The following is a 24,348-nucleotide window of genomic DNA, read 5'->3' as shown; positions in this document are numbered from 1 at the left end:
TATTGGGCGAAGCGCCGGACCTACGCTTACTGACCATCAGAGAAGAGATTAGCCGAGGGACTATAAAATGAGTCGATACCTCAGCCGTGAGGGAGCGGATGACATTTTCACCTTCCTCTTCAAACATTAGAGACTCACAAAACATCTCTTTCTGGTTAATGACCCACTATGTCCAACTTATTAGTGTTTTGCGTATTTGAATGTACAATTCATCGAATTCAACATAAAAAAACTAACAGTAATCAACGAGACCGCTATACTGCTAAAGCAAGAGAACACGTACAATACACTTAATGCCGCATTGATTGGAATTGAGTTTGCGACTACTGATCTCGCTAAAACCATTAAGACAAAAATCAACAAAACTCGACAACTCCTACACAATAAGTGCCATCCTGAGGAAGCTGGTTATGAAAGAATCAATCAACTAGACCTTGTTGAACAAAAACTTTTGGACCTGAAGAACATCGGGAAGAAGAACTCCAATCGAAATCGGGTAAGTCCGTAAACGCCCAAAAAGAGAGTAGATCAATGCAACAGAGTATTAGTCTCTCTATGTGGAGTTAACGTACAGAAAGCACTGTACCATTTTATCGTAAGCCAGTTGCAGAAGAAGATAGTCATTTCGAAGGGAGAGATTCTGACTTGGTTTACGTTAAAAGTCCGCTCTCTTGAGGTCTCAAGGCTCGGGCTATTAAGGTCTATGTGTTAACAAGCCAATATCATGTCGATATCTATCGAAGGTTCTTTATCCCATAAACTGAGAATGTAACCACCACCTCCAGATCCGGTAGGTTTAACTGCTATAGCACCCTGTTCTAATAAATAATTCATATGACTTTGCAAACTATCACTCACTAGCCCCCATTTCACAAAGCAATTTCCGGCCATATTGATTGCGTTTGCTAATTTATCGAGTGAATTAGGTCCACTCTCTTCTAAAGCCATCTTTGATTCCTTTGTAGCTTCAACCATTTGCAAATCAATACGATGTGCTTCTTCAGGGTTCCTGTCCCATAATTGTTGTACTTGTTGAATGCAATGTGAAGTAATACCAATTTGATTACAGGACGATAAATACCAATAGGGTCTGAAAGATTGGTTCAATGGAACACTGTGGCCATTTTTAAAATACACGCCTGCTTCCGAGGAAACCCCTTCAATATCCAAACCACTACTCTTTCCGTGAAACAAATTCTCTAATTCTCGTGCAAACTCATTAATTTGGCCTGAGTTAATCAAACCTTGTGCACAAAACCAACGGCTCATTGCCACACATAGAGAAGCCGAAGCCCCCATTCCTACACCAACAGGGATATTCGTTTGTAAAGCAAAGTGACCACCTAATTGATTTAATGAGTACCCTAATAAATGAGCTCCCTGCTCCAGCACGCTCCAAAATAACAAACGCAACTCTGCACCATGATGACCTGAAAAATCAGCACTCAGAGAAGGATAGCTTGCTGTGTAGTCTAACTGTAATTGTCTATCTTTGATTGGAAACACTAAAGCTTCATGTCCTCTAACTACAGCATGTTCTCCTGCTAGAATCCATTTGCCATAGGTAATCGTATTAAAATCATAAAACATCGTAATTTCCTAGGAGATAATCTATTTTAAATTGTCGAGACAGATCGGTTTGCTCTGGGCGATAAAGTAAATGGATATTTGGACCAGCATCCATAGTGACGACTGGACCATCTCCAGTTTTCTCCCAAAATTTCTGGATAGCAGTTAACAGTTGATTTGTAGCGTCTGTCATGTATGAAAATGGCTTTTCACAAGTATTGAATAATTGATGCATGTCTTGAAACTCACGCCAACAAACATGAAAAACATTAGGCCAATCCTGTTCCTCAAGAGCATTAAGAAGTAGCCTTAAATTTTCCTTCGCTCTTTGGCCTCTTCCTTCGTAAAAGGGGCTTGTCTTCACCAAATGATGGGCCGTTCTAGAAAGAGTATTTTTTTCTTTACTGCTAATGACAACTACCTGATGAATTAAAGTCTTATAAGGCAAGTCAACTGCGCTTACAGTATTGTCCTGGCGCCATAAAGACCAAGGAGCATAAAAAGACCGACAAGATGATCCTGAACCTAAGCGACTTAATTGCGCCTGCTCATCGATGGTTGGTTGCTCTCTATTGGTTAGCTCACTGAGCGCAAGACAAGCACATTTTGTTAATGCTGCAAAACTGGATGCTGAGCTGGCCAACCCACTGCTATGAGGGAAATTATTGCTGGATTGAATTAAAAACCCTCCCGTGTAGCCAAAAAAATCTTTGGCTCGATTTAAATGCTCAATATACCGTCTTTGCCCTTCGATCGATAAACTGAACTCAGGGGCTCCGGGAATACTTAATGGCTCCCATAGGTCTTTTCTACCAGGAACTAACTCTAGTTTCACTGAACTTAATAAATGATTTAAGGTATATGACAAAGAAGAGTTATCTGGAACGTTGCTGTTCTCATCTTTTTTGCCCATGTACTTTATCAACGCAATATTAGATGGGGCCTGTGCAAACCAATGCATTATCATTCTCCTTGAGCTCAATGACCAGGTGCGTCATTCCATAAAATTTTATGCAACTGAATTTGGAAACGAACAGAAAGTTTGTCTTCAACAATCCAATTTGCTAGTTCTGTTGGATTTAATTGATTCCAACTCGGTGAAAACAATAATTGTACTCGTTCCGATAAACGATGTTCTTGCATTATCCTACAAGCCCACTCGTAGTCTTGCCGACTACACAAAACAAATTTTATTTGATCACTCGATTTAAGATAATCTAAATTTGCAAATAAATTTTTGTCAAGCTCCAATGAGTCTGGAGTTTTAAGATCCATCACCACCATAACCCGTCGATCAACCTGAGAAATGTCCCTAGCACCGCTTGTTTCCAAAGAAACAGAGTAACCTTTATCACACAATTGTTGCAGTAGGTTAATACAGGCAGGCTGTGCAAGTGGCTCCCCTCCAGTGACACAAACGTATTGGCAGTTGTAGGAGTCCACTGTAGATACTATTTCATCGATCGTTTTGATTTCGCCACCCGTAAATGCATACGCAGTATCGCAGTATTGACAACGCAGAGGGCAACCCGTCAAACGGATAAAAACAGTAGGTAATCCTACTGTTATTGACTCTCCCTGTAATGAATGAAATATTTCCGTAATTCTTAATTGATGACTAAACCGGCTCATAGAGTATTAATGGATTGCAATTTCGCACTAGCTAATTTAGCCGTTGGAGTGTCAGGGTAATTTTTTACAACTTGTTCAAAACGACTTTTCGCTTCTTGCTTGTCTCCCTTAGCAGCATAAGCATAAGCTGATTTTAGTAAACTAGCAGCAGATTTGCTGGAAGAGGGAAATTGTTGTAAGACTATGTCGAAATGCTCAATCGATTTTTGGTAATCACGTTTAACCAAATACAACTCTCCTAACCAATACTCTGCATTTGCCGTGTAGCCACCTTTGGGATATTTTTGCACAAAAGCTTGCATTGCAACAGTAGCATCGTCAAAGCGTTTGTTTTTTACCAACTCATAAGCGGCTAAATAGCTAATTTGTTCGTCAGCAGGGTTAGCTCTACTGGTTGTTGTCGGGACAACGACGGGAGTTGTAACAGGTTGCGTTGGTTTTGGTTGGCTCAGTTGCACTGGCTTACTTGGAGTAGACGTTGAGCTGGTAGATAATGATGTTTCAGGTGTGGTTTTAATCGGTGCTGATTTGGCCGAACTGGTTGAGCTACCAGAAATTCGTGCATCTAAATCTTTATAAAAAGCAACTTGCTGCTGTTGTAATAATTTTAAATCGTGAGCCTGTACCTCGAGTTGACCACGTAACTCTTGAACTTCTTTTTGTAAACTTTGTATTTTATCTATTAATTTAGCACTATCATTAACAGTACTTGAACCTTGATCTTCTTTCACCAAGGCTGGGCCATCGTATGGCTCTGCTGTATCCATCGCGTAGCTATCACCTTGAGGTGAATCCAGCTCCGCGTTTTCTATCTGAGGATCATCGTATTTTGGGTTCACAACAGGGGCTTCTGCACCCTGTTGTGAACCTAACATTGCAAAATTCTCACTATCATCTACTACAGGTGCTTCAGACCATGCTACAAAGGGTAGCATGTAAATTAAACAAGCAGCGATAATGGATCTTCTGCAATTAATCATCTTGTTGCCTCATAAGTAAATTCCACACGTCGATTTTGAGCGTGGGATGCTTCATCATGTCCATAGTTAGCTGGTCGTTCTTTACCATAACTAACTACCCTAACTTGTTGTCTGCTAACACCAGCCATACGCAAAATATCAGCTACAGTGTTTGCACGACGCTCACCAAGAGCTACGTTGTACTCTCTACTTCCACGTTCATCAGTATGTCCTGCAACAAGAACTCTGGCACCTGGATGAGTCTTTAAGTATTCAGCTTGTGCATTGACTGAAGGCAAATACTTAGAGGCTAAAGTACTGTCATCGTAGGAGAACAAATACAACTGATTATGAGGAGCTTGAGTAGTATACGACTCACCCGGTTCCTGACCTGCAAAATGGGTCATTTGACCTAAACCTTGTGCAGAGGCATCACCATCGCCCATTCCAGCGCCATTACCATCAGCACTGCCAGGTGTCTTAGAACATGCAACAACAAAAACCATGCTTGCCGCGAGTAGCCCTAGTTTATAAAACGATCCGGCTTTCATTACTCAATCTCCTTTGTTTCTTATTATTAGAAATAACTCATGTTAATCTTGGAGTGCCATTGTACAATTCTTTTTATTTCTTGGCTATTCCTAATGAGGTTTTAAATGAGTAACGACAAATTGTGCAACGGTTGCAGTAAACTGATAAGAAGCCTGGTTAGCTGCAACTACACCTCCATAAGGGGTATCGGTTGGACATGGGATTTCCAAGGAAACCATTTGTGAACCGACAATGCGATTACTTTCGACGTTGCTTAACACTACCTTGGCAGAAAACTCTAACACACTCGGTTTTTTGGTGAAGTTTTGTTTAAGGGACAACAATTGAGTATCTAATCGATAGTTGGCCTTTTCGCTGTATGGGCTGGATGTGACTGCGTAGAAATAGCCGGTTTTTTGCAAACTTTGTACTAATAAGGGAAATAGCATGTCTGCGGGTGGAGCTGTCCACTCATTTTTAGCAAAAGCCTCTAACTTAAAAGGTTTTTTCATATACATCATCTGCTCGGTTTGATAACCAGCCACGGCATCAGGCGCAGACACCTGTAGGGTGAAACCTCTTGCTTTATTGGTGTATTGTTTAGCGCTAAATGCCGTTAATTGATAATCATTCGATTCCGGCAGATTCACTGGAGAACAAGCGCAAAGTGCAATGAGGAGTGATACTAAAATACAACGAGTTAGCAAACGCATGATTATTCCCCTGGGCCAGGTTTGGGAGGTTTAGTACCACGAATAACAACGGATGGGTTTTGTCTCATTTCATCACTGACCTTTTCTAAATTTGCAGCGATTAAATTTAAGCGCTGCAACAATGTAACAGCTGGAGGTATTGTTTGCTGGGATAGTTTATCCATTGCTGTTTTACCAGAATCCATCGTTTTCGTAACACTCTTTCCTGCTGTACTCATACTATCCGCTAAAGACTCAAATTTTTTCACACCTGTTTTAAAATCTTTAACCACTTCAGGAAAATCTTTACTGACTTTAGACAAGTTCACCATGAAGACATCAATATTTTTCAAACTACTGTCTATAGATTTTGTATTATTTGCAAATGCTTCAGTAATCTGTTCGATATTTGCAATTGATTTTTTTAGATTGGCGGCATTTTCTTCGTTAAATATTCGTTGTGCTTGAGTACTCACTTTACTAACGTTCTCCGAAACTTCTTTTAATATCATGTCCAATTGATTCAATAAAGAAGGCTTAGCTGGAATAACTGCATAGGGCTCTCCTGGCATTTTTTGCAGCGGAGTTAAATCAGAAGAGCCTGCAGATAAGCCTACATAGGTAACTCCTGTAATACCTTGAGAAATTAGAGTTGCCGATGTGCTTGTAGTAATTGGAGTACCCTTCTCAATACTTAGAGTAATTTCAACTTGCCTAGGATCAAACTTATTGAGCTTTATTGCTTTAACATACCCAACCTGTACTCCATTGTATTTAACGGGTGATTCAACGCTCAAGCCCGCAGCAGACTCCCTGAGATACACCGTATAGAATACATATTCCTTCTTGTTGAGCCCAACAGAAAGCCATAACCCGGCGGATAAAAGCCCTGCTGTTAAAATCAGAACTATCAGTCCTACTATGGTGTAGTTGGTTTTAGATTCCAAGTAACTCGTCCTTTCTCTATGTCAATTTACTAAAATATTCTGCGATCAATGGGTGTTTGTTCTTCATTAACTCTTTTATAGGTGCAACACTTAAAATTTTGCCCTCACCTACAAATGCAACTCTATCCGTTGTGCGTTTTAATGACTCAATATCGTGACTAATCATTACAACCGTCAAATTTAATGCTTCTTTTAAAAACACCACTAGATCATCAAACAATCTTGCTCCTCTTGGATCCAAGCCGGTTGTTGGCTCATCAAGAAACAGCAACTCTGGATCCATGGCAATTGCCCTTGCAGCAGCGGCTCTTCTTTGCATTCCACCACTTAATTCAGAGGGAAATTTTACTGCAGCTTCCTTAGGAAGACCAACTAAAGACACTTTAAGGAGAGCAAGCTCTTGCATAAATTGAGGCTCCAGCTTAGTAAATTCCTTCATTGGAAACATTACATTTTCCAAAACAGTCATTGCTGAAAACAATGCACTATGTTGAAATAGCATACCCCAACGCCTGCGAAGTTTTAACGTCTCCTCAGGGCTTAGTTTATAGATTTCCTCACCAAATACTTTAATACTACCGGCTGTTGGTTTCAACAGCATTAATAAGCTTCTTAGAATAGTGGTTTTTCCGCTTCCTGATCCACCTATAATGGCTAAAACCTCTCCCTTTTCAACGGTTAAATTGACGTCCGTATGAACCCACTGTCCACCCAGATTATTTTTCAGTCCTTGTATTTCAATGACGGGAGTACTCATTAAAGCTCCAACCAGCTGTATACAACTGAGAATGCAGCATCAGCAATAATAATTAAAAACAAAGCCTGCACGACACTTTTAGTCGTTTGGCTACCAATACTATCTGCACTTGCCTCCACTCTAAATCCTTGAAAACAGCCAACTAATGCAATAAGAATTGAAAAGGCTGGGGCTTTGTATAATCCCAACATCATTTGCGATAAACCCACTGATTCTTTTAATCGACTTAGAAAATCCTCAAAGCTAATGCCTAGCATATGCTTAGACATAATCATGGCACCTAACACACTGAATAAATCCGCCCAAAAAATAAGCAGAGGAAACACCAGAAGCAGGCCTATAACTTTAGGTAAAACCAATAACTCCGTTGGCGATAACCCCATCGTCATCAAAGCATCTACTTCTTCGTTAACCTTCATACTACCAATTTGCGCCGTGAATGCTGAACTAGTACGCCCGGCTACAATAATCGCTGTAATTAACGGACCAAACTCACGAAATATGGCCATCCCAGACAAGTAGGCTATAAAAATATTTGCTCCATAAGTTTCTAGCTGCAAGCCCATTTGATAAGCCAAAACCACCCCGATTAAAAAAGCCAATAAACCAACAATGGGTAAAGCTTTCAATCCAGCAGAATCAATATTTGACATAATGCTGGGCAAATGAAACCGCCTCCAGTAGACGAATGCTTCAAAAACCCTCGTTGCCAGATCACCGATTAAAATGATCAATCCATCGACTTGATGGAGTTTATTTTCAGATTCTTTACCGACTTGGTATAGAAAGCCCTCTGGTTTTACCTCAGGTAATTGGTAAGACAAGACGTCTTTTTTGGACTCAATGAGACTCAACATCTTTTGGTGATTATCAGAGAAATTGATCAACTCTATTTGATTGTTGTGTTTTTGCAGAGTATCAATGCACTTTTTTAACGCTAAAGCGCCTGCGCTATCAAGGGCAGCGATATTACCGCCATCAATTGTTAATTTTTTCGAGTCAGGAAGCACGCTATCTGTGAATTGCTTAGTTAACCCATCAAGTGCCAACACAGACCAAGTGCCTATGCATCGAAATAGGTCCAATTCTTTTTCGAAAATAATTTGGGCGCTTGTTTGTTCCATAATGACTTATTTTTATTGAATTTTCTTAGGATAATACAAAATACACCAGTACCGCAAAAACTACTATTTCATGGTATCATTTAATGAGAGAAACCACTTTTAATATGATCAGGTTATCCAATGAACGAACAAATAGTGGCATTGAAAAGCAAAATAAAACAGGCTGATGAAGAGTTAACTCGCTCTAATCAATACCTAGAATTATTTTCCCAAGAAGTGGAAGACAGTAGCGATTTTTCTGGAGGAGATGAAACCTCCTTAAAAACATTAGCTCTGGTTTTGCAATATCGATTAGACACCCAGAACGTTTTAATTCAGCTCGGAAAACTCCAAAATTACTTATTGCAGCTTCTGGGTATTGAATCACAACATTCCTATGAGATGAATGTTGAGCGCTTGTCCCATGCACTAGGGACTGATGAGTTAAAACAAATTTTATCCCGACTCAATCACATAGTGGATTCCCTCTTGCGCATTTTAGCCCTTCAGAATAAAAGTACCTTAGGAGCTAAGCCTTTATTGATTAACACAAAAAATGAAAAAATGTTGAATGTTATTCATAAAGCACTCTCTCATCAACAAACATTCGCAACAAAGATGGCAGAACTTCAATTGGTGCTTGAAAACATTCCTGGAGCTCCTCATCAGGGTGTTATTCTTGATCATATTGCTGCACTTCAGGGTCCAGTTTCTAGATTTGAGAAAGCTTTGCAACATGGCCTAGTTCTTAGCTCTGGTCTTTATCAGCAATTGGAAAATAAAAAACAATTGCAATTTCAGGTTCCTAATACCGTCGTACAACCAAGTATGGTTCTTCAAAATAACATGAGTTCTCCTGGCCTTAAAAGCTTGTTTAAACCCTCACCACAATTAAGTGATGCCGAACGGCTGGAGGAAAGAGCCGCAGCAAAACGCCTAGGGCACTTTTTTAATCATTAATCGCCTGAGCCAAATCATAGAATAATCACGTTAAACCCAAAGAATCGACCCGATTATGGTCTATACTTAAATAGATAAATGTTTTCTGGAGTTAAAAATGGACGCTTTCACCATTAGGAATCATTTAACTAAATTAGTCATTTCTTGTTTATTACTGGCTTGCTCACTGTTTATTAGTGAGTCACTTTATGCAAAATCCTTTAACCGAGACATTACCCCAATTACTTATTCTGATAGAGGAATCCAGACTGCTTACATCTATATAGGCCCTTCTTACTACCGCCCTTATTACAGGGGATATTATTACAGGCCCTATTATTACAGAAACTATTACAACCCTTACTATTATCGACCTTATTACTATCGTCCTTATTATTACAGGACTTATTATTATCGATGGTAGTTACTTCGTGCTTAATTATAGGGGACGGACTCCACGGAGGACTGTCCCCATGATTTCTATACCCCATACAGCATCAACCGTACCTGATAGTGTATTCTTAGAGTTTATGTTAAGATCAATTCCATTTCCTAACACATACGCTATCACACATGCAACACGATTTTAGTCAATTTGAACAACGCAAACGCGATCACATTGAATTGGCTTTGATGCCTACTAATCAATGCAGTGAATTGAATCCGTTCGATCAAATTTCTCTAATTCATGACGCTTTGCCGGATTTTAATTTTAGTGACATAAGTATCCATAGTCTTCGGTTTAACAAACCAAGAGCTACTCCTTTTCTCGTAAGCTCGATGACAGCAGGACATGCAAATGCCCAATCGATCAATTATCGACTCATTGAAGCATGCCATCAAAAAAAATGGGCTATGGGCGTTGGCTCACAACGCAGAGAACTTACCGATAAAGAAGCTGCTTTTGAGTGGGAACCATTACGAAAAGAATTTCCTGAGGTTAGCCTATTTGGAAATTTAGGAATCGCTCAATTGATTGGTACTCCTATCGCCGATATTCAAAGACTAATTGATACTCTACAAGCTGAAGCATTGATTATTCATTGCAATCCACTCCAGGAATGCATTCAACCAGAAGGCACTACCGATTTCAAAGGCTGCTGGAGTGCTTTGGAACATCTAGTCAAGAGTATTTCTATTCCTGTTATTATCAAAGAAACTGGCTGTGGATTTTCAACAAATACTCTAATCCGACTAAACCAAATTGGCGTAGCTGCTGTTGATGTGAGTGGTCTAGGCGGAACTCATTGGGGGCGGATTGAGGGACATCGAGCTGTTCATGACACAAGCCGCCACCAGGCTGCAAAAACCTTCCAAAATTGGGGTATTGATACAGTTCAAAGCGTATGTAACGCAAGCAGTATACATCCTAGCTTTGAAATATGGGGTTCGGGTGGTGTACGAAATGGCCTAGATGCAGCAAAATTATTCGCTTTAGGCGCTAGCACTGTAGGTTTTGCTAAACCAATGCTTGAGGCTGCTCTAGAGTCCACCGAGATGGTGCTAACTAAGATGAGCACTATTGAATACGAATTAAAAACAGCTATGTTTTGTACTGGAAGTCTTGTATTAGATGATCTAAAGGAGAAGGCATGTCTATGATTCCTGATGCTGATGAATTGTTTCGCGGATTCTCCAAATTATCTAGAGAAGAACGATTTAAACGCCTATTGGCTTTAGGTGCAATCACTGCCGAGGACATCAGTTTTCTAAAACATGGCGGAATTAAAGACTTAAACCTAGCAGACAAATTGATTGAAAACGTAATTGGGTATTTTCAGTTACCTCTCGGTGTTGCTACCAATTTCAAAATTAACGGGCAAGATTATGTAATCCCCCTTGCGGTTGAAGAAACCTCCATCATTGCTGCATTGTCTAAATCTGCGAAATGGATAAGACAACATGGAGAAATTTCTGCATGGGTTAATGGGGAATGCATTCTTGGACAAATTCAATTGGCGAAAATCAAAGATTTTCGAAAGTTTTCCCAACTTTTTGAAGCAAATCGCCACTATTTCATAGAAATTGCGAATGAAGATGTTGCTAACAATATGGTAAAACGTGGAGGTGGTGTTACCGATCTGCAGTTACGACATTTAGCAAGAACTGATGGTGGGGACATGGGTGTGATTCATCTGATGATGAATAGTTGTGATGCCATGGGAGCTAACATCATTAACCAAGTCCTCGAGTATTTAAAAGAACCGATAGAAAGAATAACTGGTGAAGAAGTGACTATGTGTATTCTTTCCAATTTAAATGATCTTAAATTAACTACAGCTCAAGTTAAAATTAAAAACATTGACCCGATACTTGGACAGAAAATTCAAGAAGCCTCTCTATTTGCTGAGATGGACCCTTACAGAGCAGCTACGCACAACAAAGGCGTAATGAATGGCATAGATCCTGTCTTGATCGCGACTGGCAATGATTGGCGGGCAGTAGAAGCAGGAATTCATGCCTATGCAACTCGTTTTGGGCAATATCAAGCAATTAGTCAGTGGCGATATGAAAATGAGGTATTAACTGGAGAACTAACAGCTCCAATTATTGTAGGCACAGTAGGTGGAGTAACCTCTTTACACCCTACTGCTAAAATGTGTCTCAAAATGATGAACATCACCTCAGCAAACCAACTTTCTCAGGTTATTGCAGCCGTTGGACTTGTACAAAATCTTGGGGCACTCAAGGCATTGTGCACTGATGGCATTATCCAAGGTCATATGAAACTACATATTGATAATTTATTATTGGTTGCTGGTGCCAACGAAAAAGAAATCCCTGTGCTTAAAGAAAAGCTTCAGGAATGGTTGCATCTGAATAAACGTGTCAGTCTCAATAATGCCTATGATCTCTTGGCTCAAATTAGACAAGCTCCTATTGCTGTATGAAGTGGCAAATACCAGCAAAAACGTTTTTAGTGGGTGAGTATTCAGCAATTGCTGAGGAGTCTGCCATTATTTTAACAACCAAGCCATTTTTTGAGCTCTCAATAAACAGAGATGAACCCCATTACGATATTCATCCTCACTCCCCTGCTGGAAAATTCTGGCAGCAAAAGCTTTTGAAAATGGAAAATTTGGAATGGCATGACCCATATCATGGTTTGGGTGGATTAGGTGCATCGAGTGCCCAATTTCTAGCATGCTATTTAGCAGCTTGTGCACATAATACGTTGCAGCCAAACTTGAATGATTTATTAGCCGATTACTACCAAGCTAGCTGGTCTGGTGAAGGTTTACGCCCCAGTGGCTATGACGTTATTGCTCAATCTCAGAGAGCTTGCGTATTCATCAATAAGAAACGAAAATCCATCACATCATTTCCCTGGATATTTAGCAATTTATCCTTCTTAATCGTTCACACTGGTATTAAATTAGCCACACATGAACATTTAAAAATGACTGCTTTGCCATCATCCATACAGCAGTTATCTTTTATCGTGGATCAGACAAAACATGCCTTTGAACAAGTTGATGACCTGTTGTTAATTCAATCGGTAAATCATTACCATAATGAGCTCCAAGATTTGCGTCTTGTCCATCCAAATAGCCTATCACTCATTGAAGAATTAAAGAAAAACCCTCATGTTTTAGCCATAAAAGGCTGTGGAGCGCTAGGGACTGATACCCTGCTTATTTTTACAAAAATTGTGAATAAAGTTGAGCTTATAGAGCTAATACAATCTATGGGGTTAACTCTTCTTGCTACAGAGAGTCAAATGACTTCAACAACTCACACAGGCTTGATAGATATACAACTTTGATTAACTAGCATTATCCACTCCCTTACGGTCGCGGCTCGGATTTACCCAACTCCAACCAAGACGCTACTCCAATAAGAAAGTACAGGGACGAACCTCTCTGGGATCCATCACCATACTTCAATCACCTTTTTTCAATTAAAAATATCCCCAAAACACTTGAATTTCTACATTATTCCTGTATGATTTCAGCCTCTTTAGGGCCGTTAGCTCAGGTGGTAGAGCAGGAGGCTTTTAACCTCTGTGTCATAGGTTCGAATCCTATACGGCCCACCAGAATTTAAATAGTAAACCCATACCATCGTTTATTAAGCAACACTGTCTTATAAACTTTGATGTACCCGTAAAGGGCCGTTAGCTCAGGTGGTAGAGCAGGAGGCTTTTAACCTCTGTGTCATAGGTTCGAATCCTATACGGCCCACCATTCTAGTCACCTTCCCCTATTAATGACTAGATTGAACGATTACACGACCCAAAGCGCTCGTAGCTCAGCTGGATAGAGTACTTGGCTTCGAACCAAGGTGTCGGGGGTTCGAGTCCCTCCGAGCGCGCCATTTAAATGGGGTCTATTCCGAAGACAGGCTCTTTTGTTGATTTAATTTGCACATTGGATTATTATCGACCCTTGTGATTTATTAAAAAATGTAATTATAAATTGGTAAACATCACCGGCGGTAACATCAATAAAAAGATTTATGATGAATATCTTTTCTATTACCAATCAAGATTACCTAAGGATGCCCATCGGCATGCCCCTGTATTGGCCAATATATCTGTATTTTTATCAAACCCCTCACTCATAACTCAAGCACTGACTGTATTAGAGCAAGAGGTCAAATTTTTATGGAACTTTGAAAATTCAACTAGAACAGCGGACAAACAGCTAAAGCTAAATCAATCAATTCAATTTTGTCGCTTTATGAATCTTCTGTGGCCGGTTCCTAATGAAGAATTAATTTCGAATAAAACCAATAATCTTCTAAGCAAGGTCTTGCTTTATCGGGAGCAAAAACATGGTTTCAATTTCGACGTAAATCTCTCTCAAAGACCGGTCCCTACTTTTGTAGGGTTTGTCGATAAGAAAGAAGCCGATCAGGTTTTAGAAAAAAACCAATTATGGAGCGATGAAAATATATTATCCCCTTTATTTTTCCATGGCAAAGAAACACATCGTCTACAGCTCAATTTAATCATGATAGCTGTTGAGCTAGGCCTTCTTGATATAGGGGGGTGGGTAAGCGTTGTCGAATTAAAAAATATACTCGCAAAAGTTAAAACCCAAAATGACCTTCCTTTATGGGATAGTGTAATCGATACTGTTGCAGTGGGTGATAACGCAAAAATGAATCTGCAACATCCTTTAATTTTGCGTAAAACACCAGCCATTATTACCGATAATATGGAACATAATTCGCAGTATATTTATGGGATGGACCCTTTTTATTTTCATTCCTACTTAATGTCAATTGCCCGCAAAGATTATCCCTATCTGGCACAATGCGTCACTGAAAAATTTTGCAAATCTGCTTTTAAATTAAATCAAATTGAAAATGCCTTAGGTTATAAAATGATAAGCAATTATGGATATGATAAATTGATAGCCCTAGATGTCAATGAACGAGACATAATGTCTACTTTAGAAAGGTTGGCCAAGGCCTACAATACGAACAACCATATTATAACCAGCGAGCATATTTTGCAGTACCAAAAAGCGAAAACGGAAGGCAAAGCATTTAATGAAGTAACCAATAGCAAAAAACTAGAAATTCGAGGTGGGAAGATAGAAAGTAATGGGTTTACTTTTAAAGATACAGTTGGTGTTGTTTTGTTTAAAAAACCTTATCAAGGCTGGCAAGAATATAAAGAACAACGAAATCCACACCCAATTATGGAAACAAGTGAAAAAACAGAGTCATTTAATGAGGGAACCAATAGCAATAAATTAGAAAATTGGGGTAGTAATAAAAGAGCAAAGGTTTGCTTTTAGGTGCTGTTGGTTTGTTTAAACAAAACTTATCAAGGCTGGCGAACAAAGGACACAAATTAAGAGGGGCAGAATATTTTTTTAGCCACTAATAAAACAAATGAAATATCTCAAAATTAATCTTCAGTGCCCCCTTTAGGAGAAACCAAAGACCATTAAAAATCATAAGAAATAAGGATCTTAGTATCCGACGCATACTAATTACATGGTTTGAAATGTAAGACAATGTCTTATATAATATATGTAAGATTTATTCTTACAACATAGAGGCAAATATGACCCGTACAATGACTGTTGATTTGGGTAATGAACTTCGTAATTACGTGGAATCACTTGTGCGCTCAGGGGATTATAGAAGTAATAGCGAAGTATTAAGAGAGTCATTGCGTTTACTTCGTGAAAAACAAGCTGAATCAAAACTAGAGCAATTGCGTCACCTTATAGATGAAGGAGAAGCTAGCGGGAAGCCTGAAACATGGGATGCACATGATTTTCTTAAGAAAATGAAGAAAAAATCCCATGTCAAATAAAACATATCGTCTTTACCCAAAAGCGGTAGAAGATCTTGAGTCCATCTATTTATATAGCACAAATGAGTTTGGTATCAAACAAACAGAGGATTATATTTTAACCATAGATTTAAGTTTTCAGCGCCTTGCAGATGATCCCGTAATTGCTCGAAAATGTGATTATATTCGTCCAGAATTACACGCATTTAATGTTGGCTCTCACATTATTTTTTTCAAAACTACCGATTATGGCATTTCTGTTATTCGAGTGTTGCATCAATCTATGGATTTTAATAGACATCTATAACTTAAGAAAAAATCCTTATTTCCTGATGCTGGAATAGCACATATTAAGTTTAATTTTAAACAAAAGAATTAAGATTCTTCTGTGACCAAAACGTGTCTCAACTGTGGCGGAACTACGCTGTAGTAGGCAGTTTTAGGCAGTAGTTGTTGAATTTGACGCTTCACAAGGTATTGATTTATAAAGAATTTAAAACCAGAGCATAAGGCTTCGAACCAAAGTGTCTGGGCTTCGAGTCCCTCCGAACGCGCCATTTAATTGTAGGGTTTAAATGAACTTACCAGTCCTCAGCTCTTGAGTTTTTTCATGATCAGATGTTGGATGAGCAAACATACTGTGTGGGTTGCCCTTCATCACTGAACCATGTAACCCTTGTAAATTATTTGCCCCCAAACCTGCACCAGATTCAGAAGTACTCATCACTTTATCCTCATGATCTTGAATAGTTTGAGAGCTAATTATTTTATTTTCAATTAAAGGAGGTTGATTGGGTTTACCAATAATTGAATAATAATGATTCAATGCGCTCATGCTGCCGTGATCAACTAATCCTAAATAAAGGGTCTGAGTCGAATTTCCATTTCCAATTGACGTAAGCACTCCATCTTGTCTGATGATGACAATATCGGCAACTAATAATTGGGCTAAGATAGTAATTTCCATATGCCCCGCATAGTTCTTTTGAATGACCACTTTGTTTATAAAATCGGTCAAAGATTGATACTGATCAATAGGGAAAAAATCTTTATATTCATCACTGTGTTGAGTGATGTACTCCTTAATTTTCAGACGAAGTTCTAAGGTCATGGCTGTTTTATCGGTTGTGCTATTAATCAAGTGACCAAATGGAATATTTCTTTGCTGGCATTGATCAATAATGGCGTAAAATAGACAATTACCATCACCTTCAACTTCATTGTAGCCTTCAAATCCAAGTTGCCTTATGTTGGTCAACAATTGCTCTGGCAATTCATTTGCTTTTGGTAGCGAGTGCATGCTGTTTTCTGAAGACTTTTCGTTTTCTATTTTAACATGTTTTGTTACAACCAATTCGACATTTGAAGGAGATTGCATCTCTTGCTGAGGCTGATTAGGAGTAATTTCGAAGAATTTTAGAAGCTCAAGGATCTCATTGGCTACTTCTTCCGCTGGTTGGATGTCACTAAGTCCAAATGGTTTCCCTGTAATGGGATCATTATTATGACTAGCTGTTAGCGTAGTTAGATCGTAAATTCGCCCGTTTAGTTCTACAGGAATATTCATAAATTGGCCACTGATTCTATCCCGGTAGAGTTCAAACAACTTTCGATCTTTTTTGGAGAGTGATGTATTCGACAACAATATTTCTATGGGTATTGTCGTTTTGAACTTTGAGAGATAGGATTTCATTTTAGAGGTATATTCATTCGAAGCAGCATGAACAGTCAAATTATTCCCGACTGCATTCTCTAGAAGACAAGAGCGGCGGTATTCCTCATTCCATAGAGCATCTTGTGCTTTAAGAAAAGAGTCACGCAATTCCTGTTTATCGGTATCTTTATACGACAAATTAGGGTAACCATATTCATAGTATTTCTCTATAGAAAACTGAAGAGGGGTTAGGCCTTCGTTATCTAAAACATTAACTTTAGCTTGGCAGTAATGTACCAAATATTCCGTCGTTAATGGGTTTGCTTTAGGATGATACCTTGACGGAGATCCAGTTGCCGCGTAATAAATTGGAGTCCTTCCCCATCTATCAGGAATATTAACATCGGCCTTACGGGCCATTAAATACTTAATTGCATCTAAGTCTCCCCGCATACTAGCTATATGTAAGAGGGTATAACCATTTGAGTCTTGCTCATTAATGCCAAATCCTTTGGATATAAATAGATCAAAAATTTGCGCATAACCGTTGACGATATGACTTAAATCACATTTCCTGAGGATATAATGTGGTACCGGCTCTAATTCCTTTGTATTTTTTAAACTAGGGTTAACACCATGGTTAAGTAAGAATTCCAACTGCTTTAATGGTTTCAAAAAAGCTATTTTATTTGCCATCATGCGCAAAGAATACGATTTCTCCAATCGACTTAGCGCTCTGTCTTCAACTCCCAAAATAGTTCGCATTGTTTGTTCCATGCTGTGATAAACTTGGTTAACTGAAGGAAATGTTTCTGCTACAAGATGAAGTAAGCTCTTACCTGAAGAGGAAATAACATTTAAATCCACTTTCTCTTCTATCAATAGTTTTAAAATGCCAGGCCATTCTGGTGATTCGAATGTGTTAAACAACATAGTATAATACCATGGGAAACGTTCTTCCTTCTTTTCCCAAGGATCATATCCTGTTATATCATTCTTTTTGCAAATAGGTAGAAGAATCTTGATTATTTCAAGCGACTCAGCATATCTCAGAAGAGAATTGTTCGCATCGATGTTAGGGTTCGCTCCCTTTTCCAAAAGCAACCTTAAAATCTCTGTTTGTATTAAGCTAAATTCGGGAGGCAATTCATTCTTTAGATAATAACCAATTTCTGAGATAAACCTTGATTTTCCTACACATATATACAATGGATAACCCAGTTTACCTCTTAAATTGACATCAGCCCCCATATCTATAAGTCGCCTAACTTCATCGATATCTCCTGACTCGATGGCATAGTGCAACTCTGTATTTCCAGCAACATCAAAGCTATTAATATCACCTGATTTATTGCGCGATGTTTTTAATAGATCTTCTATAGTTTTATGTCCATGCTTTTTCGCAAGTTCTATGGCTGTTTTGAATTTTTCTTCATTAAAATCAGGATGGTTAATTAATTCTCTGACAATGCTTTCATGCGCATTAACTACAGCATATTCAATCGGTTGTGCTTGATCTAAAATGGATTCATTTGGATTTACGCCTTGAGTTAGCCTAAATTTGACCGTGTTAATATCCCCAATTTGGGCAGCTATATAAAGCGGTACAAAATTAAAATTTTTATCGATGTCGGTATTATCGCCTGGTTCATAATAGTATGGATGGTCAAAAACTCTTCTTTTTAATTCGGTTAGCCTTGGTGACGAATTTTCGCTCAGATTCTGCCAATCCTGAATTGTAACTAAAGCTTTTTCATAGCCAGAGATCCCGGCTTCTTTTAACATTTCACGAGTTATGGGTATGCCATGAATGGAAACACCTATAAAATTAATTCCTGAAACATCATCCAACGAGGTAAAAAAAGATAAAAATTCGGGAGGAAAATCGCATCCAATCACGTAATCCATTAAACACCCAATGATTTTTCTATATTTAGCACCTGCTTCTTGGATTTTTTTTTCCAATAGTTTTATATTTTCTACGTTGTAAGTTCTACTTAATTCCTTATCTATTTTATCGTCCCTGTCTGATTGCTCCTTTTTATCATTAGAAATGGGGTATTGATTTTGTAACTTGCTTTTATCTTTATAATAATCAGAAACGGTTTTTTTGATCGGCTCAATTCTTTTAATGTATTTACGGTGTGCGCCACTGATTGCTAATTGCAGTGCCAATTCTAAGTCGTCGTTTCGTATGCCCGTTTCTTTTGTGATCCATTTAAGCTGTCTTTTGGATGCTAATTTAAGGGGAGAATCTGAAAATAAGATCTGTAGGTACAAGTCGTATTTGGGTTTATGTACAATTTTCTCTAAACTCCGCTCAGACCAATCCGCAAAGAAAATCTCCTGTTTACCCTCTATGAGAATAATGGCATCCCTGCCCTTTAATTTTCCTGCAATAAAAGAAAACTTATTCCAGAATTTATTTGAAGGGATTATTAATATATCACACCAATACTCAAGGCGACGGATTAACTGTTCAAGGGTGGCATCATCTCCTTTTTTAGCTGCATAAGCTAAGAAACTTTCTGCTGGTTTTTTTGGTTTTGTGTGAACACACCCTTTTGCACTTGCACCTTCGCTAAGCAAGTACTGAACTATATCCCCAGAACCTAATGTCTTCAGGGCACATTCGATAGCGGTATTATCACCTATCAAACTTGAATCGTAGTATTGACCGCTCTCTTCTCTTATTTCACAACCGTATTGAACTAAGAGCTTTACCATTGGTAAGGATTTGCGCATTATTGCTATGTCTATCCCTGAAGGACGCACCCCTGCCTTTAAAAAAAACTCAACTGTTTCAATGCGGTCCAGACTGATAGCCAGTTCAAAAGCCTGAAGCAAAGCTTTTTCAGTTGACCAGCTCCAGAAATCAGGCGATGTATTCTTGTAATGAATGGCTTGCTGAACAATTTCTTTAATTTTGTCGAGCTCATCGTTGTCAACAAGGCTATGAAGCTCAACAAATTTCGAGATAATATCTTTTTTTGTAAGAGTTGTTTTTTTAATTGGTGCTGGATTCATTGAAGCAATTCCTTAACAAATCAATAGAGCGGTATGTATTAAACGGGAACCGCTTTATCAAAATAAATGAATAAAATTGAATGCTCTTAGACCAATAGAGTTCATAGTCTAAATTCACAAAACTTTATTAAGTGGAATAAGAGCCTAACTTAGGAACAAAGGCTAACTTCAATGATTTTGTGGCTTGGGTATCTGCTGAGTTTAAAATACAATGAATAAACTTCTTTAAATATAAGCAGCATATTGTGATTAATTGGCAACAGTGATTTCATATTTAACGCATTATAGTATATTTTTATTCAGATGTCTTTATAGTGTTTTTGGGCTTATACTTTTTTTGAACAAATTCACATGTAGCAGATTTGTAACAAAGTGTAGTATAACCCTAGTTGTTTCAGGCAGTAATTGGCTGATTTGTTACATCGCAATTTACTGATTTTATTAATAATTAACCCTGATCAAATTGGCTTCGAACCAATAGTAAGAAAATAGATTTTAATGACGACAATCAGATGCAAATGGCGCAAAAAGAATGCGGCGAATTACTCACGCAAATACAAAAGGAACTTGCAACAAAAACAAGCGCAACAAAAGGAAGTTGTTTTTTTGGACTCGGTGGTAGAGATAACACAACGGAAACATTATATTCAGAAGTTTTGACTTTAGTGAACAACTATAATAATCCATCAAACAAATTTGATTTCAAATAAACCAACATAGGATAAGGCGGCGGTTATAGCTGTAACCGTCACCTACGCTAGAAAGAAATCCGCACGACTCCCCTTGCCTCAGCGTTTACTTCGTGAAGTCATTGAGCACGACATTGCAGAGGAAGAAAATATTGCAAGCAATTACCCGGGGATTCTGAGAGGATGCAACTGACGTTATTTGGTTTCTCTTAATTCAAAGTCCAATTAAGCAGGATAGGAGTATATTGACCACATAATAATCAATATGTATTTTAATGTTCCTTTGTTTGTGGTAAAATACCTTTAATTTAATTGTTAATCAACATTCGCTTGTTTGATGAAGACTGCAAATACTACCAATACAACCAGCAATTCTGTGTTTAAGGCTCGTTATCCAAGTCATAAACTCATTCCGGACTCCTTTTTTCTTTAAGCGCTTCGTTGTGCGCTAAACAATCCTAACGATATTAAACAAAACCCAGAGCTCGTCACTAACCGTGTCAATCGGTGGTGGATGACGTGCAATTGGTTTTGACCCTAGAGAATCCCGTTCCTTGCGGACATGACTTTAGCTGGCACCAACGTGCATGCTGAAGCAAGGTCTGTGCAGGAGCAACAAAGAAAGAGTATTTAGAATGAACAAGAAACATGACACGATGAAAAAAACGAACAAGCAAATGCTAGCCGCTCAAAATAAGCCGGAGGCTATTCCTCAAATGCCTTGGCATGAGCGATTTTACCAATTTATAAGCTCCAGCTCTAATTTTCTTATTGGAAAGGTCACGGAAGATAAATTTGCGTTTAATGAATTACCCGATGAAATTAAATATGAAATCGCTAGTTTTTTAACCACTAAAGATTTCATAAACCTATCTAAGACCACCAAATCCAATTCCCCGTTTTTTACTACTAATCAACACCTAAAGCAAGGATACGAGGTCAGAAAATTTCTTCATCATGTTGTTCGTGGGAACCATGAAGCGGTAGCAAAGATGCTTGAAAATAACCCCTCTTTAATGGTTATTAGAGGACAAGTGAAGGATTTATCAGGCCGAGAGTTTTCCAATATTAGTGGTTTTGAGTATTGCCTGTGGGCTTTAGATAAGCATATGTGGACGAAGATGCTGGATTGTGTGCCTAAAACAGAAGATGGCGAACGAATAAAGACTGAATTACGGAAACAATATCAAATGATAAAAGAACACGGTGTGACCTATACACTTCATGGTGTTACGAAAGACTATAGGCCTGAAACGACAACCACTACAGAAAAGCATTTTGATTTTAAAGGAACCATCATTAGTGAACTTCAAAAATTTCTTGATAGAAACAACAACCATCAATGGATAACTGGTGTTGGTGGTGCCCAACGATTATTACCAGCCCATGTTGTTGATGAATACTGTAGTGACAGGCCATTTGAGCTACTACCTTTTTATTATTTTGAACAACGACACACATCGTCAAAAGAATATAAAAATCATTTGACCAATAAAAAAGAATCCTGGTTCGGGATTAGTTCTAAAATGGGTGAGAGTTTTGCTATAGTTAAAGGCACGGGCGTAGTGATGTCGATGGCGCGGGCATGGGTGCCGGGGGTCCGGGACGACTTAGGTGCCATCAGGATACTGTATAGAGTCAGAAAAAAGGATTTTCTTGCGTTAGAAGACGATCTCAAGCCATGTAACTCATCTGAAAATCGGTACAATTACTAATTTTCAATGGATGTAGAGTCCGCTCTTGTATTAGTTCGGCGGCATATCCTGCCGCCTTCCTATCCCAACAAACCTAAAAAACCATAGTAGCTAGTCCTGGTATAGTCAACTTACGCTTGCTCTAACACAACAATGACACCATCGATGCAAGTAACGTTTGGTGTTTAGGAGACAGCTCCATCAATCTAACTTGCTCGCTCGCTTTTCTCAAAGTACTCGGATAAGGAGGGATATACGATACTAAATGCAAGCATTAATGTAGATAACTAAACAATAGAAGATAGCAATAAAAAGAGAGGTGGACCCGATCATTAAAATATCAAATAATAAATGTTAACTGCTGTTATCTATTTCTATTTTTTGCGCGCCATCCATACCAGATGATGCTCTTGATCGTATTCTCGTAATAGCAGCTCAAAACCATTTTCTTTCAATGCTTTTTCGTAAGCACCTACGCTCAAACTGGCAAAATACAATTCCTGATTTAGCATGTCGCTGTTTCGAGCCTCGTATTCCGCATCCCCAGAAGTGAACTCTAATAACCCATCCTTTTTTAACCATTTGGCAAATCGAGCTATCATTTTTTCATGGTCTTGCTTTGGAACATGAAAGAGACACCACCACTCAAGTAGTGCATCGTATTGCTCATTTAAAACTACAGTGCGACCATCACCACAAACAGTGTGCATTGTTGGGCAATTGAGAGCAGCAATAGTTAACAGCTCTTTTGAGCCATCAACTCCTGTAACTCGAAAACCCTTTTTAATTAAATAAGATGCAATAGGATTACCCGAACCACACCCTACATCAAGAATATGGGCATTGGGTTGCAAATAGGATATCAATAAATCGAGATACTTTTGTTCTTTGTAGAATGAGTCCCTCATTTTTGCAAAATCAGCTGCAATACGATCATAACATGTACCTTGATTTTCTTCTGTCATCATATTCTCGTGGAATGTTTATAATGGAACAACTACCTATAATATTTTTCCATAATGTAATTGGTAAGTTGCACACCACGAAGAGTAACACTTTGTTGCTTGACGACATTAAACCCTTTTCGCTCAAAAAAAGGTTTTGCTGTAATACTCACTTCAGCATAGACACGTGATAAAGCTTTGCTCCTGACCTCTTGGTCAATCGCTGCCATTAAAGCTGAACCAACCCCACAACCTTGAAAATCATGGTGTACGTAAAAACAATCGATATGTCCATTAGATTCAAACTCTGCAAAACCAACCACAGTGTCATTGATTACTGCCACATAAGGCACTATTTTTTCGAGCTTTTGTTTCCATCCACTATAGTCTTGAACTGAAGACCAAGGAGCCCAGGCATCAATCTGCTCTTTTGTATAATCTTTTGCATTAATCGTATGGATGGTATGGTAATAAATCTGACTTAGAAATTCAGCATCTTCGTCCTGGTAACGTCTAATTTGAATGCTACTGTGAGTAGTAAGGCTTTTTTTGAGATAAAATCGTTGATGACCTTTAGGGCAATCATCCAGTGCACCAAAAACCTCATAACCCTGTTTTAAATAAAAATCCTTTGCTTGGAAATCAAAAGTATCCAAGTGGCTTAGATGTGCGCCCATAGCAATAGCTTCTTTTTCGACCTGTTGAAGTAAGCTAGCCCCTAGATTTTTTCCTCGGTATCGTTCATCCACAAATAAAACATCAATGTATAAAATACCCCAGTGATAAACAAAGCTATTAATCCCTGCAACGATTTGCCCGTCCTCTTTAATCACGTAATTTTTAAATACAGGGGTTTCTTTTTGAGTAAAAGGCACTGCTTGTTGATTAAATCTTACAATGGAGTTATCTATATAGGCTGTATCTTCTTGAGTCGCTTCAAGTATCATCATGCTAA

General features: G+C 38.5%; 22 protein-coding genes and 3 tRNA genes. 13 read left to right on the top strand and 12 right to left on the bottom strand.

Going from position 1 to position 24,348, the window contains the following annotated elements; all coding sequences use genetic code 11:
- Positions 1-708: 708 nt before the first annotated feature.
- The 9 genes from Lwal_RS00400 to Lwal_RS00360 form a co-directional block, all read right to left on the bottom strand.
- Positions 709-1,590 (bottom strand): mevalonate kinase family protein, encoded by an 882-nt coding sequence (locus tag Lwal_RS00400; RefSeq protein ID WP_058478950.1) that lies wholly within the window; start codon positions 1,588-1,590, stop codon positions 709-711.
- Positions 1,580-2,530 (bottom strand): diphosphomevalonate decarboxylase, encoded by a 951-nt coding sequence (locus Lwal_RS00395; RefSeq protein WP_058478949.1) that lies wholly within the window; start codon positions 2,528-2,530, stop codon positions 1,580-1,582. The genes Lwal_RS00400 and Lwal_RS00395 overlap by 11 nt, the downstream gene beginning before the upstream one ends.
- Positions 2,531-2,547: 17 nt before the next feature.
- Positions 2,548-3,201 carry a 7-carboxy-7-deazaguanine synthase QueE gene (gene queE / locus Lwal_RS00390; protein ID WP_058478948.1) on the bottom strand — a complete coding sequence of 218 codons (654 nt, stop codon included), beginning with the start codon at positions 3,199-3,201 and terminating at the stop codon, positions 2,548-2,550.
- Positions 3,198-4,181 carry a tol-pal system protein YbgF gene (gene ybgF, locus Lwal_RS00385; protein ID WP_058478947.1) on the bottom strand — a complete coding sequence of 328 codons (984 nt, stop codon included), beginning with the start codon at positions 4,179-4,181 and terminating at the stop codon, positions 3,198-3,200. The genes queE and ybgF overlap by 4 nt, the downstream gene beginning before the upstream one ends.
- Positions 4,178-4,711, bottom strand: a complete 534-nt coding sequence (gene pal / locus Lwal_RS00380) for a peptidoglycan-associated lipoprotein Pal (protein WP_058478946.1) — start codon at positions 4,709-4,711, stop codon at positions 4,178-4,180. The genes ybgF and pal overlap by 4 nt, the downstream gene beginning before the upstream one ends.
- Positions 4,712-4,801: 90 nt before the next feature.
- Complete coding sequence (locus Lwal_RS00375; RefSeq protein WP_058478945.1) at positions 4,802-5,404, bottom strand: ABC-type transport auxiliary lipoprotein family protein; 603 nt, start codon at positions 5,402-5,404, stop codon at positions 4,802-4,804.
- 2 nt (positions 5,405-5,406) lie between these two features.
- On the bottom strand, positions 5,407-6,330 hold the full coding sequence (locus Lwal_RS00370) for an MlaD family protein (protein ID WP_083499997.1): 924 nt from the start codon (positions 6,328-6,330) through the stop codon (positions 5,407-5,409).
- Positions 6,331-6,346: 16 nt separating this feature from the next.
- A complete protein-coding gene (locus Lwal_RS00365; RefSeq protein WP_058478944.1) occupies positions 6,347-7,087 on the bottom strand; it encodes an ABC transporter ATP-binding protein in 741 nt (246 codons plus the stop codon).
- Positions 7,087-8,211, bottom strand: coding sequence for an MlaE family ABC transporter permease (locus Lwal_RS00360; RefSeq protein WP_058478943.1), 1,125 nt, complete (start codon positions 8,209-8,211; stop codon positions 7,087-7,089). The genes Lwal_RS00365 and Lwal_RS00360 overlap by 1 nt, the downstream gene beginning before the upstream one ends.
- A 120-nt stretch (positions 8,212-8,331) precedes the next feature.
- Between Lwal_RS00360 and Lwal_RS00355 the strand changes: the two genes are divergently transcribed.
- The 11 genes from Lwal_RS00355 (at position 8,332) to Lwal_RS00310 (ending at position 15,692) form a co-directional block, all read left to right on the top strand.
- On the top strand, positions 8,332-9,150 hold the full coding sequence (locus Lwal_RS00355; RefSeq protein WP_058478942.1) for a hypothetical protein: 819 nt from the start codon (positions 8,332-8,334) through the stop codon (positions 9,148-9,150).
- 97 nt (positions 9,151-9,247) lie between these two features.
- The gene (locus Lwal_RS16855) at positions 9,248-9,553 is read left to right on the top strand and encodes a hypothetical protein (protein WP_083499996.1); all 306 of its coding nucleotides are present in this window, start codon (positions 9,248-9,250) and stop codon (positions 9,551-9,553) included.
- Between the two features lie 149 nt (positions 9,554-9,702).
- Complete coding sequence (fni, locus tag Lwal_RS00350) at positions 9,703-10,731, top strand: type 2 isopentenyl-diphosphate Delta-isomerase (RefSeq protein ID WP_058478941.1); 1,029 nt, start codon at positions 9,703-9,705, stop codon at positions 10,729-10,731.
- Positions 10,722-12,020 carry a hydroxymethylglutaryl-CoA reductase, degradative gene (locus Lwal_RS00345; RefSeq protein WP_058478940.1) on the top strand — a complete coding sequence of 433 codons (1,299 nt, stop codon included), beginning with the start codon at positions 10,722-10,724 and terminating at the stop codon, positions 12,018-12,020. Before fni ends, Lwal_RS00345 begins: the two co-directional genes overlap by 10 nt.
- On the top strand, positions 12,017-12,895 hold the full coding sequence (locus Lwal_RS00340) for a hypothetical protein (protein WP_058478939.1): 879 nt from the start codon (positions 12,017-12,019) through the stop codon (positions 12,893-12,895). Before Lwal_RS00345 ends, Lwal_RS00340 begins: the two co-directional genes overlap by 4 nt.
- Positions 12,896-13,092: 197 nt before the next feature.
- Positions 13,093-13,168: transfer RNA gene (locus tag Lwal_RS00335), tRNA-Lys, on the top strand.
- A gap of 72 nt (positions 13,169-13,240) precedes the next feature.
- Positions 13,241-13,316, top strand: a tRNA-Lys gene (locus Lwal_RS00330).
- 53 nt (positions 13,317-13,369) lie between these two features.
- Positions 13,370-13,446 (top strand) — tRNA-Arg (locus Lwal_RS00325).
- A 101-nt stretch (positions 13,447-13,547) separates the two neighbouring features.
- Positions 13,548-14,879 carry a hypothetical protein gene (locus tag Lwal_RS00320; RefSeq protein ID WP_058478938.1) on the top strand — a complete coding sequence of 444 codons (1,332 nt, stop codon included), beginning with the start codon at positions 13,548-13,550 and terminating at the stop codon, positions 14,877-14,879.
- A gap of 272 nt (positions 14,880-15,151) precedes the next feature.
- Entirely contained in the window at positions 15,152-15,406 is a 255-nt protein-coding gene (locus tag Lwal_RS00315; RefSeq protein WP_014844323.1) for a type II toxin-antitoxin system ParD family antitoxin, read from the top strand.
- The gene (locus Lwal_RS00310) at positions 15,396-15,692 is read left to right on the top strand and encodes a type II toxin-antitoxin system RelE/ParE family toxin (protein ID WP_058478937.1); all 297 of its coding nucleotides are present in this window, start codon (positions 15,396-15,398) and stop codon (positions 15,690-15,692) included. Before Lwal_RS00315 ends, Lwal_RS00310 begins: the two co-directional genes overlap by 11 nt.
- Before the next feature lie 264 nt (positions 15,693-15,956).
- Here Lwal_RS00310 and Lwal_RS00305 read toward each other — a convergent pair whose 3' ends face one another.
- Entirely contained in the window at positions 15,957-20,066 is a 4,110-nt protein-coding gene (locus tag Lwal_RS00305; protein WP_058478936.1) for an ankyrin repeat domain-containing protein, read from the bottom strand.
- 518 nt (positions 20,067-20,584) lie between these two features.
- Between Lwal_RS00305 and Lwal_RS00300 the strand changes: the two genes are divergently transcribed.
- The gene (locus Lwal_RS00300) at positions 20,585-20,776 is read left to right on the top strand and encodes a hypothetical protein (RefSeq protein WP_133141267.1); all 192 of its coding nucleotides are present in this window, start codon (positions 20,585-20,587) and stop codon (positions 20,774-20,776) included.
- A 614-nt stretch (positions 20,777-21,390) separates the two neighbouring features.
- Positions 21,391-22,470, top strand: a complete 1,080-nt coding sequence (locus Lwal_RS00295) for an F-box protein (protein ID WP_083499995.1) — start codon at positions 21,391-21,393, stop codon at positions 22,468-22,470.
- A gap of 353 nt (positions 22,471-22,823) precedes the next feature.
- Here the strand turns inward: Lwal_RS00295 and Lwal_RS00290 are convergent, their stop codons facing one another.
- Together Lwal_RS00290 and Lwal_RS17825 are read right to left on the bottom strand one after the other, a co-directional pair.
- Positions 22,824-23,414, bottom strand: a complete 591-nt coding sequence (locus tag Lwal_RS00290; protein ID WP_058478934.1) for a class I SAM-dependent methyltransferase — start codon at positions 23,412-23,414, stop codon at positions 22,824-22,826.
- Between the two features lie 32 nt (positions 23,415-23,446).
- Positions 23,447-24,343, bottom strand: a complete 897-nt coding sequence (locus Lwal_RS17825; protein WP_231950954.1) for a GNAT family N-acetyltransferase — start codon at positions 24,341-24,343, stop codon at positions 23,447-23,449.
- Positions 24,344-24,348 lie beyond the last annotated feature (5 nt).

The sequence above is a fragment of the Legionella waltersii genome, from assembly GCF_001468085.1.
Classification (GTDB): Bacteria; Pseudomonadota; Gammaproteobacteria; order Legionellales; family Legionellaceae; genus Legionella; species Legionella waltersii.
This window is presented reverse-complemented; position numbering and strand designations above follow the sequence as displayed.